Source organism: Rhodococcus sp. LMD, from assembly GCF_056108245.1.
The window spans coordinates 612,165-630,279 of the sequence record NZ_CM148557.1; the positions used below are offsets into that span (position 1 = coordinate 612,165).

Sequence of the window (18,115 nt, forward strand, 5' to 3'; positions counted from 1 at the left end):
GGTGCGAACGAGGAAGGGTCGTCGGCCACGGCGCAGCGCGAGTTCTGTGATCGTGGCGGCACTGCTCGCCCTGGCGCTGATCGCGTCGCTGTTCCTGGTCTTCAGCGACAGCGTCCAGCTGTTGCGTGTCGGGCTGGTGGTCGCGCTGTGGGCTGCCACCGTCGGCGCGATCGCCATGACGAAGTACCGACGCGAGTCGGCACTGGACCGCGCCAAGGTCCGGGATCTGCAGACCGTGTACGAACTGCAGCTCGAACGGGAGATCGCGGCACGCCGCGAGTACGAGCTGACCGTCGAGGAGAAGGTCCGCTCGGAGCTGCGCATCGACGCCGACCAGATGGCGGCCCTGCGGGCCGAGCTCGCTGCGCTGCGACGCAACCTCGAGGTGCTCTTCGACGGCCGGCTGCCCGAGGACCGCGCCGCGTTGTGGGCGGGCCGGGGACAACTGCAGGAGCTCGGCGGCGGGAACTTCCGGGTCACCGCCGCGCCCCGCCCGGCGGGACCGTTCTTCGCGTCGCCCGACGACGAGCCGGTGACCGCCGAGACCACGGTGGTCACCGACGGCGACACGACGACCGCTGTGCCCCGCCGCCCGGCGGGAGCGACGGCTGCTCCCGGCGCGTCGCCGGACCCGCGACGACAGGACGGGACCGGCCCCGAGGACCGGACCGAGGCCGGGACACAGCCGGAGGAACCCGAGGCCGCCGGGACACAGCCGGAGGAACCCGAGGACGCCGGGACACGACCGGAACAGCCCGAGGACGCCGGGACACAGCCGGAGCCACCCGAGGACGGGGCCTCGGACGCGGACGGCGACGCCGAGCCCACGGGCCGGCGCGCCCGGCGACGGCGGGCGGACGACGCGGGCGAGGGCGCGCACAGCCAGGGGCGCACGGTCGCGGAGATCCTCGCTGCCCTGTCCGCCGAGCGCTGAGCACCCGCCACGGCGGGTGAGGCGCAGATCACGTTCTCTGCCGTGGCCGTGGTCGCTCGCACCGCGCTATCGTCGATCGGAACGTCTGGTACCCGCCGAGCGGGACTGGAACGAACGAGAGGACTCCCGTGACCTCCTTCGGGATCACCAACGAGCCTGCGCCTGCACGACTGACGGTCGGAATCGTTTCCGCCGGGCGGGTGGGCACGGCGATCGGCGCGGCACTCGAACGCGTCGGCCACCTGGTCGTGGCCTGTTCCGCCGTTTCCGAACAGTCCAAGCACCGCGCCCGCACCCGGCTCCCGGACACCGAAATTCTCCCCGTCGACGAGGTCGCCGCTCGCTGCGACCTGCTGCTCCTCGCCGTCCCGGACTCGGAACTCCACGCCCTCGTCCGCGGCCTCGCCGCCACCGGTTCCGTATCGCGCGGCACGATCGTCGCCCACACGTCCGGCGCGAACGGCGTCGGTGTTCTCGCTCCGCTGGCAGACCAGGGCGTCGTGCCGCTCGCCATCCATCCGGCGATGACGTTCACCGGCCACGACGAGGACACCGTCCGGCTCGCGTCGGCGTGCTTCGGCATCACGGCCGCCGACGACATCGGCTACGCGATCGCCCAGTCCCTCGTGCTCGAGATCGGCGGCGAACCCGTGCGCGTCCGCGAGGAGCGGCGCGCGCTGTACCACGCCGCGCTCGCCCACGGCAGCAACCACCTCGTCACCCTCGTGGTCGATGCGGTGGAGGCGCTGCGGGTGGCGCTCGAGGGTGACGAACTGCTCGGCCAGCAACTCGTCGACGACGCGCCCGGTGGTGTCGCGGAGCGGGTGCTGCAGCCGCTGCTGGCGGCGGCGCTCGACAACGCGCTGCGCCGCGGACCGTCCGCGCTGACCGGTCCGGTCGCTCGCGGCGACGCGCAGGCCGTGGCCACGCACCTGCGGGTGCTCGACGAGGTCGAACCTCGGATCGCCGCCGGCTACCGGGCGATGTCGCTGCGTTCGGCGCAGCGCGCCGGTGCGAAACCGGAACTGATGGAGATCCTCGAAGGGGCTGATCACGGTGAGTGAAACGCAACAGGGCGGCTACGTGCGCGGCGAGTTGACCGTGCACCACGATCCCGCCGGCCTGACCAAGGTCACCAAGGCGCTGCGCGGCGTCGGCCGCACCGTGGCGCTCGTGCCGACGATGGGTGCCCTGCACGCCGGTCACCTCGAACTCGTACGGCAGGCGAAGCTCACCGGTGCCGTGGTGGTGGTGTCGATCTTCGTCAATCCGCTGCAGTTCGGCGCCGGTGAGGACCTCGACGCCTACCCCCGCACCCTCGACGCGGACCTCGCGCTGCTGCGCGAGGCCGGTGTCGAGCTGGCGTTCGCACCGACGGCGGCCGCGATGTACCCCGAGGGCAGGCGGACCATGATCCATCCGGGCCCCCTGGGAGCGGAGCTCGAGGGTGGCAGCCGCCCGACGCACTTCGCGGGCATGCTCACCGTCGTCGCGAAGCTGCTGCAGATCGCGGCGCCCAACGTCGTGTTCTTCGGCGAGAAGGACTACCAGCAGCTCGCCCTGGTCCGGCAGATGGTGCAGGACCTGAACTTCGACGTCCGCATCGTGGGTGTGCCGACGGTGCGCGAGCAGGACGGGCTCGCGCTGTCGTCGCGCAACCGCTACCTGGATCCGGAGCAGCGCCGGATCGCCACCGTGCTGTCCGCGGCGCTGGTCGCCGGGGCGCACGCCGCCGCCGGCGGGCCGGAGGCCGTGCTCACCGCCGCACGCGCGGTGCTCGCCGCCGAGCCCGCGGTGGAGCTGGACTATCTCGAACTGCGGGGTGCGGATCTCGGTCCCGCTCCGGAACGTGGCGACGGCCGGCTGCTGATCGCCGCTCGGATCGGCACCACCCGGCTCATCGACAACGTCGGTGTCGCAATCGGCACCGGATTCCTCGAACGCGAGACCGGCCCGGTCGACGCGTCCACCCCCGACGACCTGCTCACCCGCCGATAGCGCGACCGGCACGAAAAGCTGAGGAGACACCATGTTCCGCACGATGATGAAGTCGAAGATCCACCGCGCCACGGTGACCCACGCCGATCTGCACTACGTGGGCTCGGTGACCGTCGACCAGGACCTGATGGACGCCGCCGACCTGCTCGAGGGCGAGCAGGTCGCGATCGTCGACATCGACAACGGCAACCGTCTCGAAACCTACGTCATCGCGGGCGAGCGAGGCTCCGGCGTCATCGGGATCAACGGTGCCGCAGCACGTCTCGTGAGCCCCGGCGATCTCGTCATCCTCATCGCCTACGGCGTGATGAACGAGCAGGAATGCCGCGACTACAACCCGCGCGTGGTGTTCGTCGACGCGGACAACCGGCAGGTCGAACTCGGCAACGATCCGGCGCACGCGCCGGAGGGTTCCGGTCTGATCACCCCGCGCATGCTCGCCACGCTCGACTCCGGTTCGTTGGTGTAACAGTGCTCCTCGCCGTCGACGTCCGGAACACCAACGTCGTCCTCGGTCTGTTCACCGGCAGCGGCTCGCATGCGAAGTTGTTGCGGGACTGGCGGATGCGTACCGATCCGCGGATGACCGCCGACGAGCTCGCGCTCATCTTCCGTGGCCTGCTCGGCGGCTACGTCGATCAGATCACCGGGGTGACCGCGCTGTCCACGGTGCCGTCGGTGCTGCGCGAGATCCGGGTGATGTTGGCCCGCTACTGGGAACACGTGCCGCACGTGGTCGTCGAACCGGGCGTGCGCACCGGGGTGCCGCTGCTCGTCGACAACCCCAAGGAGGTCGGCGCCGACCGCATCGTCAACAGTCTTGCGGCACACCACTTCTACGACGGTCCGTGCATCGTGGTGGACTTCGGGACGTCCACGTGCGTGGACGTGGTCTCGGCAAAGGGGGAGTTCCTCGGCGGCATCATCGCCCCCGGCATCGAGGTGTCGATGGACGCGCTCGCCTCCCAGTCCGCGGCGCTGCGCAAGGTGGAGCTGCTGCGCCCGCGCGCCGTGGTCGGCAAGAACACCGTCGAATGCATGCAGTCCGGTGCGGTTTTCGGATTCGCCGGGATGGTCGACGGGCTGGTGCGGCTGGTGCGTTCCGAGCAGCGCGGCTTCGACGGTGACGACGTCGCGGTCATCGGGACCGGCGACCGTGCGCCGCTGATCATGCCGGAATCCGAGATGCTCGAGCACCACGAACCGGACCTGACGCTGGAGGGGCTGCGCCTGGTGTACGAGCGCAATCTCGCACGGCGCGGCGCCCGATCCGCCGCAGTGGGTTCCGCCCACCGCGATCCTGTGCAAGAATAGTCGCCGTGATCCGCTGCATGAGCGCCCAGGAGTGTTGTCGAGGCTGACGTCCGCCTCGACCGTTCACACCTTCCTGGAGTCTCTCTCATGCGCACTGCGCTTGCTGCATCCTTCGTCGCCGCACCCGCCCATCCCCTCCCGCTCACCACCGAGCGCATCTATCCGGCCGGACTGGCCGCGACCGTCGCGCGCGGCGCGGTGGTCGTCGACATCCGTTCCCACGCCGAGCGCGCCGCTCAGGGCACCCTGCCCGGTGCCCTGGCCATCTCCGCGGAACTGTTGCCCCGGCGTCTGCATCCCGCCGACGACGAGCGCCTGGCGGTGGCCGTCGACCGTGACGTCGAGTGGGTCGTGGTCTCGGCCTCCGGCGCGGAGACCGATGCCGTCGTCGCGGGGCTGCAGGCCCTCGGCCTGCGCCGCGTCACCGGTCTCGTCGGCGGGTACGCGGCCCTGGCGGCGGCCGGGGCGACCGGTGCGATCGCCGCCGCCCCGCACGTCGAGGACGACGTGGCGCGCGTCACCGCACACTGATCCGTCGGGGCGCCGGTCTCCCCGGGCGCGTCGGTCCTGCGCGGGCGTCCGACGCGGTCCGATAGTCTGGTCACCCGTGAGTGATGCACCGGTTCAGCAGTCCGACGACACCCCCGAGCAGATCCGTATCCGCCGCGAGAAGCGCGAACGGATCCTGGCGCAGGGCAAGGACGCGTATCCCGTCGTCGTTCCGCGCACTCACACCCTCGCGGAGATCCGCGAGAAGTACCCCGACCTCGAGCCCGACACCGTCACCGGTGAGGAGGTCGGCGTCGCCGGCCGGGTCATCTTCTTCCGCAACACCGGCAAGCTCTGCTTCGCCACGCTGCAGGAGGGCGACGGCACCCAGTTGCAGGCGATGATCAGCCTGAACGGTGTCGGCGAGGAATCCCTCGCGGCGTGGAAGCACGAGGTGGACCTCGGTGACTTCGTGTTCGTGCACGGCGAGGTGATCAGTTCTCGTCGCGGCGAGCTCAGCGTCATGGCGGACTCGTGGCAGATGGCCGCCAAGGCGCTGCGCCCGCTGCCGGTCGCGCACAAGGAGATGAACGAGGAGACCCGGGTCCGGCAGCGCTACGCCGACCTGATCGTGCGTCCCGAGGCCCGCGCCAACGCCCGCATGCGTGTCGCGGTGGTGCGCGAGCTGCGCAATGCCCTCGAGCGGCGCGGCTTCCTCGAGGTCGAGACCCCGATGCTGCAGACCCTGCACGGTGGTGCGACGGCGCGTCCGTTCGTCACCCATTCGAACGCGCTCGACATGGATCTGTACCTGCGCATCGCGCCGGAACTGTTCCTCAAGCGCTGCGTGGTGGGTGGCATCGAGAAGGTCTTCGAGATCAACCGCAACTTTCGCAACGAGGGTGCGGACTCCACGCACTCGCCCGAATTCGCCATGCTCGAGACCTACGAGGCGTACGGCACGTACGACGATTCGGCGACGATGATTCGCGAGCTCATCCAGGAGGTGGCGATGGCGGTGTTCGGCACCCACGTCGTCACCCTCGCCGACGGCACCGAGTACGACCTCGGCGGCGAATGGAAAGTGATGGAGATGTACCCGTCACTGTCCGCGGCCATCGGCACCGAGGTCACGCCCGAGACGTCCCTCGAGGAGCTGCATGCGCTCGCCGATCGGGTGGGTCTCGAGGTTCCGGAGGGCAAGGGCTGGGGCCACGGGAAACTCGTCGAGGAGTTGTGGGAGCACCAGTGCGGCGACCAGTTGCACGAGCCGACGTTCGTGCGGGACTACCCCGTCGAGACCTCGCCGCTCACCCGGCAGCACCGCAGCAAGAACGGTGTGACCGAGAAATGGGACCTGTACGTACGCGGCTTCGAACTGGCCACCGGCTACTCGGAACTCGTCGACCCCGTGATCCAGCGCGAGCGATTCGTCGACCAGGCGCGGCTGGCCTCGGCTGGTGACGACGAGGCGATGGTCCTCGACGAGGATTTCCTCGCGGCGATGGAACAGGGAATGCCTCCGACGACCGGGACCGGCATGGGAATCGATCGATTGCTGATGGCGCTGACGGGCCTCGGAATCCGGGAAACAATCCTGTTCCCAATTGTTCGTCCGGCGAGGTAATTGGTCGCATTCGATTTCCGTATTGCCATGAATTGATTCCCGGGTATTGTTGTCTCGTACCGCGGGGGGCCGCGCTTCTTCATTCGAGAGGATTTGCAGCACATGGCAAAGAAAGTCACCGTTACCCTGATCGACGATGTGGACGGGGAGACGGCGGCGGACGAATCCGTGGAATTCGGGCTCGACGGAGTCACCTACGAGATCGATCTGTCCGAGGAAAACGCGGCCAAGCTCCGGGAAGAATTGGAGTTCTGGGTCACCCATGCCCGCAAGGTCGGTGGCCGCAAGCGCGCGAAGGTCGTGCCCACCGCGCCCGCAGCGCGCAAGTCCGCGCGTGGTGGTTCGGAACGAACCGCGGAAATCCGGGAATGGGCCCGTAACAACGACATGCCCGTCTCCGCCCGGGGACGCATCTCCGCCGAAATCATCGAGGCCTACAACAAGGCACACTGACAGCACGGCTCGACAAGGCGCACCGGCGGTAAGCCGCAAAGGCACACCGGCGGCAAAGCCGCAAAGGCACACCGGCGGCAAAGCCGCAAAGGCACACCGGCGGCAAAGCCGCAAAGGCACACCGGCGGCAAAGCCGCAAAGGCACACCGGCGGCAAAGCCGCAAAGGCACACCGAGCACAGGTGCCGTCTTCCGGCCGACGAGGCGATATCCGCGACAACAGTCCCGGATATCGCCTCGTCGTCGTGGCGCGCAGATTTCGTTCCCTATTCGTCCGGAAAGCGGATCGGTCGCTCGGAACGGTGCGCTGTCGCGAAGCGGAGACAATCGTCACAACTGCCCGGCCTTTCGTCTCTCGCGGCGGGCGGGCGAGATTCCCGGGTAGCGTGTCGGCCATGGCAGAGCGGATTGCCGCCCCGGGCGAGACGTGCTGGCGGGTCGATCGGGCCGATCGTCTCGCCTGCATCGTCGACGCCGCAGACTATTTCCGGTACGCCAAGTCGGCGATGCTGCAGGCCCGCAGACGGATCCTCCTGATCGGGTGGGACTTCGACACGAGGATCAAATTCGAACCCGATCGCAAGACCCTCGAGGGACCGAACCGGCTGGGTGCCTTCCTCAAGTGGTTGCCACGTCGGCAGCCGGATCTCGAGGTGATGCTGCTGAAGTGGAACATCGGCGCATTCGCCGCCATCGGACGCGGGATGACACCTGTCTTCGTGCTGAACTGGCTGAGCGACCCCCGGCTCCGGCTCGAGATCGACGGTGCCCACCCCGTGGGAGCGGCGCATCATCAGAAGATCATCGTGATCGACGACGTCGTCGCGTTCTGCGGTGGCATCGACATGACCGTGGACCGGTGGGACACCAGCGAACATCCCGACCGCAGCCGTTACCGGCGGGAGCCGAACGGTCGCCGGTACGGACCGTGGCACGACGTCACCACCGCGGTGGACGGCGCGGCCGCCCGCGCGATCGGCGAGCAGGCCCGTGCCCGGTGGAAGGCTGCGACCGGGGAGGACCTCGAGCCGGTCGAGGCCGATCACACCATCTGGCCCGAGGGGTTGCGCCCGGCGCTGCGCGATGTCGACGTCGCCGTCGCCCGCACCCTGCCCGAACTCCGCGACCGCGCCGAGGTCCGGGAGATCGAAGCCCTCTACCTGGCGGTGATCGCCGGCGCCCGTCGCACGCTCTACATGGAGAGCCAGTACCTGGCGTCCCGGACCCTCGCCGAAGCCCTCGCGAAGCGGCTGCACGAACCGGACGGCCCGCAGATCGTGCTGGTCCTGCCGCGCAACGCCGAGGGATGGCTCGAGCAGAAGGCGATGGACGGTGCCCGTCGCAAGCTGCTGCACATGCTGTGGAACGCCGACGTCCACGGGCGGTTCGCCGCCTACTACCCGGTCACCGCGGGCGGAGCGCCGATCTACGTGCACGCGAAGGTCGTCGTCATGGACGACGTGCTGCTGCGCATCGGCTCGTCGAACCTGAACAACCGGTCCCTGGGCTTCGACACCGAGTGCGATCTCTTCGTCGAGGCGGATCACGAGGGCGACCACATCAGCCGTGCGGTCGTCGAGATGCGGGAGCGTCTGCTGTCCGAGCACCTGGGGGTGTCCCCGCAGGACGTCGCCTCCGCCGTCCGGTCCGAAGGCTCGCTCGTCGCCGCGGTGGAACGGCTGCGCGGACCGGGCCGGACGCTCGAGCGGTTCGAGCCCGGCACCGTCGCCGACGAGGACAGCCCCCTCGCGGAGAACGAACTCGTCGACCCCGAACGCGCCCCGCAGCGCGTCGGACAGCGCATTCGCCGGTTGATGCCCCGCTGAGCAGCGTGTTCGCTGCTGGCGTACACGGAGGTGGGAACGCCGGGTCGACGTGCGGCGTTACCCCTCGTAGCCGGAGTTGCCGCCGGTGCCGATCGGGTGGAGGGGCAGCGCCTCGAAACGGCGGCAACTAGAGTGTCGAGTGGGGTCGTGGAACCTGGTTCCACTCGACGACTCGAGTGCCGGAGCGAAACGCGGCAGCCGGGTCCGGAACGATCCGCGTACCGGACCTGTCGGCCGGAGAGTGTGAGGGAGTGCGATGTTCGAAAGGTTCACCGATCGCGCGCGGCGCGTCGTCGTCCTGGCTCAGGAAGAGGCCAGGATGCTCAACCACAACTACATCGGCACGGAGCACATTCTCCTGGGCCTCATTCACGAAGGCGAGGGCGTAGCGGCCAAGTCGCTCGAATCTTTGGGGATCTCCCTCGAAGGCGTCCGCAGCCAGGTCGAGGAGATCATCGGCCAGGGACAGCAGGCCCCCTCGGGTCACATCCCGTTCACGCCCCGTGCCAAGAAGGTGCTCGAGCTCAGCCTGCGTGAGGCGCTGCAGCTCGGACACAACTACATCGGTACCGAGCACATCCTGCTCGGCCTCATCCGCGAGGGTGAGGGCGTCGCGGCGCAGGTGCTCGTCAAGCTCGGCGCCGACCTGAACCGGGTCCGTCAGCAGGTCATCCAGCTGCTCTCCGGATACCAGGGCAAGGAGCCCCAGGAATCCGGCACCAGCCGTGGCGAGGCCGGCACCCCGTCGACGTCGCTGGTGCTCGATCAGTTCGGCCGCAACCTCACGCAGGCCGCGCTCGAAGGCAAGCTCGACCCCGTCATCGGACGCGCGAAGGAAATCGAGCGCGTGATGCAGGTCCTGAGCCGTCGCACCAAGAACAACCCGGTGCTCATCGGCGAGCCGGGCGTCGGCAAGACCGCCGTCGTCGAGGGCCTGGCGCAGGCCATCGTCAACGGTGAGGTCCCCGAGACCCTCAAGGACAAGCAGCTCTACACCCTCGACCTCGGCTCGCTCGTCGCGGGCAGCCGTTACCGCGGTGACTTCGAGGAACGCCTGAAGAAGGTCCTCAAGGAGATCAACAGCCGCGGCGACATCATCCTGTTCATCGACGAGCTGCACACGCTGGTCGGTGCGGGTGCCGCCGAGGGCGCCATCGACGCGGCGTCGATCCTGAAGCCGAAGCTGGCGCGCGGCGAGCTGCAGACCATCGGTGCCACCACCCTCGACGAGTACCGCAAGTACATCGAGAAGGACGCCGCGCTCGAGCGCCGGTTCCAGCCGGTGCAGGTCGGCGAGCCCACGGTCGAGCACACCATCGAGATCCTCAAGGGTCTGCGCGACCGGTACGAGGCGCACCACCGCGTGTCCATCACCGACAAGGCGCTGGTCGCCGCGGCGAGCCTCGCGGACCGCTACATCAACGACCGCTTCCTGCCGGACAAGGCGATCGACCTCATCGACGAGGCCGGTGCGCGCATGCGCATCCGCCGGATGACCGCGCCGCCGGACCTGCGCGAGTTCGACGACAAGATCGCCGACGCGCGCCGGGAGAAGGAGTCCGCGATCGACGCGCAGGACTTCGAGAAGGCCGCGAACCTGCGCGACAAGGAGAAGCAGCTCGTCGCGCAGCGTGCCGAGCGCGAGAAGCAGTGGCGCGCCGGTGATCTCGACGTCATCGCCGAGGTCGACGAGGAGCAGATCGCCGAGGTTCTCGCCAACTGGACCGGCATCCCGGTGTTCAAGCTCACCGAGGAGGAGACCACCCGTCTGCTCCGCATGGAGGACGAGCTGCACAAGCGGATCATCGGCCAGGAGGACGCCGTCAAGGCCGTCGCCAAGGCGATCCGGCGTACCCGCGCCGGCCTGAAGGACCCGAAGCGTCCCGCCGGTTCGTTCATCTTCGCCGGCCCGTCCGGCGTCGGTAAGACCGAGCTGTCGAAGGCGCTCGCGAACTTCCTGTTCGGCGAGGACGACGCGCTCATCCAGATCGACATGGGCGAGTTCCACGACCGGTTCACCGCGTCGCGCCTGTTCGGTGCCCCTCCGGGCTACGTCGGCTACGAAGAGGGCGGCCAGCTCACCGAGAAGGTGCGCCGCAAGCCGTTCTCCGTGGTTCTGTTCGACGAGATCGAGAAGGCCCACCAGGAGATCTACAACACCCTCCTGCAGGTCCTCGAGGACGGCCGCCTCACCGACGGCCAGGGACGCACGGTCGACTTCAAGAACACCGTGCTGATCTTCACCTCGAACCTCGGTACCGCCGACATCTCGAAGGCGGTGGGCCTGGGCTTCACCAAGGGCACCGGCGCCGAGTCGAACTACGAGCGGATGAAGCTCAAGGTGAACGACGAGCTCAAGAAGCACTTCCGGCCCGAGTTCCTCAACCGCATCGACGACATCATCGTCTTCCACCAGCTCACCCAGGAGCAGATCATCGAGATGGTGGACCTGATGATCGGTCGTGTCGAGGTGCAGCTGAAGAACAAGGACATGGGCATCGAGCTCACCGAGAAGGCGAAGTCGCTGCTCGCCAAGCGCGGCTTCGACCCGGTCCTCGGCGCCCGGCCGCTGCGTCGCACGATCCAGCGCGAGATCGAGGACCAGCTCTCGGAGAAGATTCTCTTCAACGAGATCGGCCCCGGCCAGATCGTCCTGGTCGACGTCGAAGGCTGGGACGGCGAGGGTGCCGGCGAGAACGCGAAGTTCACCTTCACCCCGAGCGAGAAGCCGGCTGCGGTGCCCGACACCCCGGCGGTGGCCCTGGCCAAGGACGCCGAGTAGTCCTGCTGTAACGAACGCCGACGGGCGGCACCCTCTGCGGGTGCCGCCCGTCGGCGTCGGTGTGTCCGGATCAGCGCCGCCACGCGGCGGTCTCCCGCCCGGACCAGTTCGCGAGCCGTTCGAGGGGGCTCGCATCCGGTGCGGACTCGACGACCGTGCCGAAGGGCACCCGTCCGCCGCGCCGGGCTGCGGGAATGCTGCGGCGCGCGACGGCGAACGCGGCCTCCACGAGCGCCGCGTCGGGCTCGGTCTGCAGACCGGTGGCGGCGGAGAGGTCCCATCCGTGCACGAGGGCCTCGTTGAGGTTGCTCAGCACCGCGGCGCGTCCGGGTACCGTTCCCCACGGCGCGACGACGGACCGGTCGAGCACGTCGTCGTCGCTCCACACCTTCCGGTAGTGGGCCTGCGCCCGTTCGAGCTCGGCCCGCCACGCGTCGTCGGGGACACCGGTGAGGAATTCCGGGATGCTCAACGGGTCGCCGCCGCTGCCGATCACCCGCCCCCTGTCCACGGTCGCGACGAGGTGGCCGAGCAGGGCACGCACGTCGAACTGCGGGCAGGGAGTCGGGTCGGTCATCTGCTCGGGGCGCACTTGCGCGAACAGCGTGTCCACCCATGCCAGGGCGTCACGGTAGAGGGGACGGGGATCGGTGACGGTGCTCATGTCGGGCCTCCCGGTGGTGTGTCGATGTCGGCGGACACGATGCTTCCTTCCAAACACGACATCTCCTGTCAGGTATCTCTGCGAGAGTGCCGGCATGCGCGCGGATCGGTTGCTGTCCCTCGTCCTGCTGCTGCGGCACCGCGGCCGGATGACCGCGCCCGCAATCGCCCGGGAACTCGAGGTTTCGGTGCGCACCGTGCTGCGCGACGTCGAGGCGTTGTCCACGGCAGGCATCCCCGTCTACGCCGAACGCGGACGCGCCGGCGGGTTCTCGTTGCTGCCCGGCTTCACCACCGACCTGACCGGTCTGACCGTCGACGAGGCGACCGCCCTGCTCGCGGCGAGCGCCTCGGCCACGCCCGACTCGCTCGGCATGGCGCCCGCGTTCGCCTCGGCGATGCGGAAGGTGACCGTCGCGCTGCCCGAGGCGCAGCGCACCGCCGCGGCGCGCGTCGGGGAGCGGATCGTCGTCAGCTCGTCCGGGTGGGTGGTCGACCACCGGCGGGACGAGCACCTCGGCGTCGTCCAGCAGGCCGTCTTCACCGATCGTCGTCTGCGCATCCACTACCGTTCCCGTGGCGCCGAGACGCGGTGGCGGACCGTCGATCCGCTCGGGTTGGTCAGCGCGGCGGGCCGCTGGTACCTCGTAGCCCTGCATCGCGGCGCCGAACGCACCTACCGCCTCTCCCGGATGGAACGGGTGCAACTGCTCGACACCGCGGCGCACCGCCCGCCCGACGTCGATCTCGCCCGGATCTGGCGCCGGCACCGCGCCGAGTTCCGGGCCGGCCTGGGCACGGTCACCGCCGCGGTGAAGATCCGGGACCGGCGCCGGGACGACCTCGCGGTGATCGCGATCCGCATCGTCACGCAGCGGCCCACGGGCGACGGGTGGTGGGAGACCGAGGTGGAGTTCGGTGGGGCCGGCCACGCCGGGGCCGCGATGTGGCAGCTGGGGGACGACGCCGAGCTGCTCGGACCGCCCGAGCTCCGGGAACAGGTCCGGTCGGCGGCGGAGCACCTCGCCGAGCGGCACCGGTAGCCCTGCCTCTCACACCGCCGCCGCCGTGCCTGTCCTCGCCGTGCCTGTCCTCGCCGTGCCTGTTGTTGCCTCGTCGTGGTCGGGGACGCGGAGAGCGTCGACGAACGCCTCCTCCGCGATCTGGGCCGCGTAGATCGCGGGATCGATCCGCGCGACGAGGTCGCCGGTCTGGGTGGCCATGGCCCGCAGTGCGGTGAGTTTGCGGTCGAGCTCGGGTCCCTGCAGCCGGACGTGGACCGCGAGCTGCTCTTCGGGGATGCCGGTGGGGCGCTCGTCGCTCATGTACATGCCCCATTCCTCGTAGAGGTCCCGGAACCGGTCGAGATGCTCCACGGTCGGCGTGGCGTACAGCAACCGGGACCGGCCGCCGCGGTCACGCCAGGCGCGGGTGACCCAGCGGTGCACGGCGTTGTGATCCGGGTGGTAGGTCATTCCGTCGGCACCGAAGGTCAGGATCGTGTCGGGGCGGAGGTCGTCGAGGAGCCGGCCGGCCCACGAGAGACCGGCGTCGTCGTGATCGGTGAGGGCGCCGTCCGGCAGGCCGAGGACGTGGTGCTCCTCGACGCCGAGCACGGCCATGGCGGCGGCCGCCTCCCAGCGGCGGACCCGGCCCAGGCGTTCCGGCGGCCACGAGCGAGGATCTGCGGTTCCGTGCTCGCCGGCGCTGGCCGACGCGCACACGACGCGCCGGCCGGCGTCGCGGGCGGCGGCCATGATCCCCGCCGCGAGATAGGTCTCGTCGTCGGGGTGGGCCCAGATCGACAGGATCGTCCCGAGCCGGGAGGTCGTCGCGTTCATGCCTGTCACGGTGCGGGAGAGGACTCCCACGGCGCCCCCACGTGCTCTCACGGCGGTGTGATCCGGTGGGAGCGCGGTGGGAGCAGACCGGCGCATCGTCGTGGCCATGGACACCACACTCACCATGAACTCGACCCGCAACGGGGCGGCCGAGCTGCCGACAGAGATGCTGGAGCGGTTCCGCTCCCGTGCCGGCGAACTCGACCGGTCCAACTCCTACTTCGACGAGGACCTCGCGGAACTGCGAGCGGCCGGCTACCTCGCCGCCGCCGTACCCGTCCGCTACGGGGGATGGGGTCTCGATCTGGCCCGGCTGGCCGCGAGTCAGCGGCGCCTCGCGCGCTATGCACCGGCCACTGCGCTCGCGATGACGATGCACTCGTACTGGATCGGGATCGCGACCGAACTGGAACGCACGGGCGACACGTCGCTCCGCTGGATCTCGGAGGCCGCGGCGGCCGGCGACGTGTTCGCTGCCGGACACGCCGAGACGGGCAACGACATCCCGGTGCTCCTGTCGACGTGCAGGGCGCAGCGCGTGGCGGGCGGCTACCGCCTGACCGGCCGCAAACAGTTCGGCTCCAACGGTCCGGCGTGGCGGTGGCTCGGCGCGCATGCCGTCGACGCGGACGCGGCCGGCGGGCCGCACATCGTGCACGCGTTCGTCGAGCGAGGCAGCGCGGGGGTGAACGTCGTGCCGACGTGGGACACCCTCGGCATGCGGCCGACGCAGAGCCACGACACGGTCCTCGACGACGTCTTCGTGCCCGACGACCGCATCGGGCGGGTGGTTCCCGCGGGCGACGGCAGCGATCCGTTTCTCGTGGCGATGACGATGTGGCCGCTCGCGCTCATGGCGGCGGTGTATCTGGGGATCGCCGACCGCGCCCTCGAACTCGCTGTCCGCAGCGCCCGCCGCAAGACCTCGGTGGCGATCGAGCGGGGCGCATACGCCTACAACCCGTTCGTGCAGCATCAGGTTGCACAGATGTATCTCGAGCTGGACGCCGCCTCGGCGACGCTCGACCGGTTCGTCGCGGACCGGGTGGCCGGCGCGGACCACGGCGACGAATGGGTTCCCAAGGTGTACGCGATGAAGTGGCGAGCGGTGGAGGCGGCCAAACGGGTCGTCGACATCGCCCTCGACGTGGCCGGCGGCGCCGGCATGTTCACCGGGAACGAGCTCGAACGCCTCTACCGCGACGTGCGGTGCGGGGGATTCCACCCCGGGAACGACGCGCTCACCCACGAACTCGTCGGCAAGTCGTTGCTCGGCATCCTCGGCGAACAGCCCCGATGGTGAGGTCCCGGGTCCCCCGCGGTCACAGGGCGCGGAGCGCATGCTCGGCGGCGGCCTCGCCGTCGAGCAGCGCCCCGCGCCGCCGCGCCGCCTCGTACTCGTCGTCGCCGAGCTCGGTGCGCAACCGCACGCCGAGATCGTCCAGAGCCACCTCGTCGGCACCGAAGATGCGGTGACCGGCCGCTGTCGTACGCACGGCCCCCTCGAGCACCGCGGCGTCCCGGTAGCGGCCCAGGCGTTCGAGAAGTCCGGCGATCGAGCGCAGCATCGTCCACTGCGTCGACCACATCCCGGCCCGCCGCCAGTGCGGGATCAGCCGCCGGTACTCGGCGGCGGCCGCCACGGGGTCACCGATCCGGGCGTCGATGGACGCCTTCGACGCACCGGCGAGGCCGGTGACGAACGAGGCGTTCGTCTGCTCCGCGATCTCCAGTGCCCGTGCGAAGCGGGCGCGGGCCCGTTCGACGTCGACCGCCAGGTCCGCCTCCCCGGCGCAGTGCCAGACGTACGCCGCGTGCGGTGTGCGTGCATCGCCGATCTCGGTGAGGAGTGCCGCGGCCAGCCCGACGGCGGCCGGTGCGCCCGCATAGCCCAGCGGCAGCAGCTCGCTGGCACGTGCCATGAGGCGCTGCGCCGGGTCGTGCACGGCTGCCGCGGCGGCCCGCCGGTACCAGGCGGCGGCCGCGTCCAGGTGACCTTCGAACAACTCGTAGCTCCCGCGGACGGTCAGTGCTTCGGCCGCCGGCTCGGTCTTCACCCGCTCCACCGCACGCAGCGCAGCGGCACTGAGCCGGCCGGTCTCGGTCACGTCGCCGGACATCCACGCCGCGTAGGCGGCCACCACCTGCACGCGCGCGGCGAACGGGCTCCGTCCCTCCGCGTCGGCGGCGATCACCATCCGTGCCCAGTTCAGTACGTCCGGTCGCAACCGGAAGATTCCGTAGTCCAGCAGGGCGTTGACGAGTCGGCCCGCCGGGGCGATCTCGTCGTGGTCGAGCATCCAGCCGAGCGCACTGCGCAACTCCGGTACGGCGGCGTCGATCTGCGACAGGACCGGCTCACCCGGCTGCAGCAGTCGGGAATCCGCACGGTCGACCCAGTCGACGAGGTGCCGGGCGTGCCGCTCCGCGACCGTGTCGGCTCGGCCCGCACGGACGAGCTGTTCGGCGCCGAACGCCCGCAACGTCTCGAGCAGCATGTACCGGCGACCGGGCATCCGCATCACCAGCGAACGCTCCACGAGGTGCGTCAACGCCGCGACGGTCGTCCCGGGATCCGTGCCGCAGACCGCCGCGGCGTCGGCCGCGTCGAACGAGCCCGCGAACACCGACAGGTCCGCGAAGGTCCGCCGCAGATCCTCCGGGAGCAGCCCGAACGACCACGACACGGCCGCGGCCAGCGACGCGTGCCGTGGGGTCGTGCGGTACCCCGACGCCAGCAGCTCGAAGCGGTGGTCCAGGCCCGCCGCGACCTCCGCGACCTCGTGGGTGTGTAGGCACGCCGCCGCCAGCTCGATCGCCAGCGGCAACCCGTCCAGGCGTCGCACGATCTCGGCGATGCAGGCACGTTCCCTCCCGTCCGGCTCGAAGCCGGGGACGACGGCTCGCGCCCGCTCCTCGAACAGCCGCACGGCCGGGGCGTCCTCGCCGTCGTACGGCAGCGGCGGCACCCTGCGGACGTGCTCGCCCACGACGCGGAGCCGTTCCCGGCTCGTCGCCACGACCCGCACGTGCGCACATGTGCCGAGCAGGCGTTCGACGAAGGCGGCGATCGGCTCGAGCACGTGCTCGCAGTTGTCGAGCAACAGCACGATCTCGGTCTCGCCCAGCACGTCGGCCACCCGCTCGGCGAGTGCGGTGCCGGGCCGGGCGTCGATCCGCAGGGCGGCGGCGACCACATCGACCGCGGAGTCCGGCTCGGCGGTGGCCAGCTCGCACAGCACCACCGGACGGTCCGGGCGGGCGGCGCGGAGCCGGTGCCCGGTCTCGAGGAGCAGCCGGGTCTTGCCCACCCCACCCGGGCCGACCAGGGTCACCAGTCGCCCCGACTCCGTCAGCCCGGTCACCTCCGCAGCGAGGGCGTCCCGGCCGACGAGTGACGTCGCCGGAACCGGCAGCCTGCCCACCGGAGCCCACACCCGATCGGTGGCACCGGCGAGCAGTTCCGTGTGGTGGGCCGCCAGTGCCGGCGACGGCTCGATGCCCAGCTCGTCGCCGATCAGCCGCCGGAAATCGTCGTAGACGCGCAGCGCCTCGGCCCGGCGTCCCGTTGCCGCGAGCGCCGTCATCAGAAGCCCACGCGGTCGTTCCCTCGACGGCTGCGCGTCGGCCAGTGCGGCCAGTTCGGCAACGAGGCCGTCGGTGTCGCCCCGCGCGAGCCGCGCCTCGGCCCGCACCTCGCGGGCCCGGAACCGCAGTTCCTCCAGCCGCGTCGCCTCCACGCGGGCCTCGTCCACGTCGTCGAGCTCCGGGTAGGCGGGACCCTGCCAGCGCGCGAGCACGGCCTCGATCTCGGCTGCATCGGTCGTTCCCCCCGTCGAGACCGCGACGAGGCGGTCGGCGTCGACCTCCACGCGGGCCGGATCGAGCCGATAGCCCTCACCGACGGACTCGATCAGGCCGTGGGGCAGGCCACGACGCAGCCGGAACATGTGGTTCTGCAGGGCGGCGGCCGGATCCGCCGGCAGCCTGGACGGCCACAGGGCGTCGACGGCGGAGTGCGCGGGCACCACCCGGCCCCGCCGAAGCACCAGCAGGGCCAGCAGGCGCCGCTGCAGCAGCCCGTCGGGAGTGATGTCCCGACGATCCCCGTCCAGCACGCGGATCGGGCCGAGCACCTCGACCCGCACCCGGTCGCCACCCGTGGCCACGTTTCCATTGGACCACCCGC

General features: G+C 70.4%; 15 protein-coding genes. 12 read left to right on the forward strand and 3 right to left on the reverse strand.

Annotated elements, in window-relative coordinates; translation table 11 throughout:
* Positions 1-52 precede the first annotated feature (52 nt).
* The 10 genes from ACWPQI_RS02835 (at position 53) to ACWPQI_RS02880 (ending at position 11,422) form a co-directional block, all read left to right on the forward strand.
* Positions 53-934: a DUF6779 domain-containing protein gene (locus ACWPQI_RS02835; RefSeq protein ID WP_474738629.1), complete on the forward strand. Its 882-nt coding sequence runs from the start codon at positions 53-55 to the stop codon at positions 932-934.
* A gap of 128 nt (positions 935-1,062) precedes the next feature.
* Complete coding sequence (locus ACWPQI_RS02840) at positions 1,063-1,998, forward strand: Rossmann-like and DUF2520 domain-containing protein (protein ID WP_017681653.1); 936 nt, start codon at positions 1,063-1,065, stop codon at positions 1,996-1,998.
* Positions 1,991-2,932 carry a pantoate--beta-alanine ligase gene (gene panC / locus ACWPQI_RS02845; protein WP_048773418.1) on the forward strand — a complete coding sequence of 314 codons (942 nt, stop codon included), beginning with the start codon at positions 1,991-1,993 and terminating at the stop codon, positions 2,930-2,932. Before ACWPQI_RS02840 ends, panC begins: the two co-directional genes overlap by 8 nt.
* A gap of 31 nt (positions 2,933-2,963) precedes the next feature.
* Entirely contained in the window at positions 2,964-3,401 is a 438-nt protein-coding gene (panD, locus tag ACWPQI_RS02850) for an aspartate 1-decarboxylase (RefSeq protein WP_003935999.1), read from the forward strand.
* A gap of 2 nt (positions 3,402-3,403) precedes the next feature.
* Positions 3,404-4,246: a type III pantothenate kinase gene (locus ACWPQI_RS02855; protein ID WP_010594608.1), complete on the forward strand. Its 843-nt coding sequence runs from the start codon at positions 3,404-3,406 to the stop codon at positions 4,244-4,246.
* An 87-nt stretch (positions 4,247-4,333) separates the two neighbouring features.
* Positions 4,334-4,777, forward strand: coding sequence for a rhodanese-like domain-containing protein (locus ACWPQI_RS02860; RefSeq protein WP_010594607.1), 444 nt, complete (start codon positions 4,334-4,336; stop codon positions 4,775-4,777).
* Positions 4,778-4,853: 76 nt separating this feature from the next.
* Positions 4,854-6,362 carry a lysine--tRNA ligase gene (gene lysS, locus ACWPQI_RS02865; RefSeq protein WP_010594606.1) on the forward strand — a complete coding sequence of 503 codons (1,509 nt, stop codon included), beginning with the start codon at positions 4,854-4,856 and terminating at the stop codon, positions 6,360-6,362.
* Between the two features lie 102 nt (positions 6,363-6,464).
* Positions 6,465-6,815 (forward strand): histone-like nucleoid-structuring protein Lsr2, encoded by a 351-nt coding sequence (locus ACWPQI_RS02870; protein ID WP_010594605.1) that lies wholly within the window; start codon positions 6,465-6,467, stop codon positions 6,813-6,815.
* Positions 6,816-7,209: 394 nt separating this feature from the next.
* Positions 7,210-8,640: a phospholipase D-like domain-containing protein gene (locus ACWPQI_RS02875; RefSeq protein WP_026137980.1), complete on the forward strand. Its 1,431-nt coding sequence runs from the start codon at positions 7,210-7,212 to the stop codon at positions 8,638-8,640.
* Positions 8,641-8,896: 256 nt separating this feature from the next.
* Positions 8,897-11,422, forward strand: coding sequence for an ATP-dependent Clp protease ATP-binding subunit (locus ACWPQI_RS02880; protein WP_010594602.1), 2,526 nt, complete (start codon positions 8,897-8,899; stop codon positions 11,420-11,422).
* Positions 11,423-11,492: 70 nt separating this feature from the next.
* Here the strand turns inward: ACWPQI_RS02880 and ACWPQI_RS02885 are convergent, their stop codons facing one another.
* Positions 11,493-12,086: a TIGR03086 family metal-binding protein gene (locus ACWPQI_RS02885; protein WP_010594601.1), complete on the reverse strand. Its 594-nt coding sequence runs from the start codon at positions 12,084-12,086 to the stop codon at positions 11,493-11,495.
* Positions 12,087-12,180: 94 nt separating this feature from the next.
* Between ACWPQI_RS02885 and ACWPQI_RS02890 the strand changes: the two genes are divergently transcribed.
* Positions 12,181-13,128 (forward strand): helix-turn-helix transcriptional regulator, encoded by a 948-nt coding sequence (locus ACWPQI_RS02890; protein ID WP_010594600.1) that lies wholly within the window; start codon positions 12,181-12,183, stop codon positions 13,126-13,128.
* Positions 13,129-13,137: 9 nt separating this feature from the next.
* Here the strand turns inward: ACWPQI_RS02890 and ACWPQI_RS02895 are convergent, their stop codons facing one another.
* A complete protein-coding gene (locus tag ACWPQI_RS02895; RefSeq protein ID WP_010594599.1) occupies positions 13,138-13,926 on the reverse strand; it encodes a PIG-L deacetylase family protein in 789 nt (262 codons plus the stop codon).
* Between the two features lie 106 nt (positions 13,927-14,032).
* Here ACWPQI_RS02895 and ACWPQI_RS02900 point away from each other — a divergent pair, with 106 nt between their 5' ends.
* A complete protein-coding gene (locus tag ACWPQI_RS02900; protein ID WP_040273744.1) occupies positions 14,033-15,229 on the forward strand; it encodes an acyl-CoA dehydrogenase family protein in 1,197 nt (398 codons plus the stop codon).
* A 19-nt stretch (positions 15,230-15,248) separates the two neighbouring features.
* Here the strand turns inward: ACWPQI_RS02900 and ACWPQI_RS02905 are convergent, their stop codons facing one another.
* Complete coding sequence (locus tag ACWPQI_RS02905) at positions 15,249-18,095, reverse strand: ATP-binding protein (protein ID WP_017681649.1); 2,847 nt, start codon at positions 18,093-18,095, stop codon at positions 15,249-15,251.
* Positions 18,096-18,115 lie beyond the last annotated feature (20 nt).

Coding starts and splice junctions, on each gene's coding strand:
- panD (WP_003935999.1), top strand. CDS start 2,964: ATGTTCCGCACGATGATGAAGTCGAAGATCCACCGCGCCACGGTGACC.
- ACWPQI_RS02860 (WP_010594607.1), top strand. CDS start 4,334: ATGCGCACTGCGCTTGCTGCATCCTTCGTCGCCGCACCCGCCCATCCC.
- ACWPQI_RS02870 (WP_010594605.1), top strand. CDS start 6,465: ATGGCAAAGAAAGTCACCGTTACCCTGATCGACGATGTGGACGGGGAG.
- ACWPQI_RS02875 (WP_026137980.1), top strand. CDS start 7,210: ATGGCAGAGCGGATTGCCGCCCCGGGCGAGACGTGCTGGCGGGTCGAT.
- ACWPQI_RS02880 (WP_010594602.1), top strand. CDS start 8,897: ATGTTCGAAAGGTTCACCGATCGCGCGCGGCGCGTCGTCGTCCTGGCT.
- ACWPQI_RS02885 (WP_010594601.1), bottom strand. CDS start 12,086: ATGAGCACCGTCACCGATCCCCGTCCCCTCTACCGTGACGCCCTGGCA.
- ACWPQI_RS02890 (WP_010594600.1), top strand. CDS start 12,181: ATGCGCGCGGATCGGTTGCTGTCCCTCGTCCTGCTGCTGCGGCACCGC.
- ACWPQI_RS02895 (WP_010594599.1), bottom strand. CDS start 13,926: ATGAACGCGACGACCTCCCGGCTCGGGACGATCCTGTCGATCTGGGCC.
- ACWPQI_RS02900 (WP_040273744.1), top strand. CDS start 14,033: ATGGACACCACACTCACCATGAACTCGACCCGCAACGGGGCGGCCGAG.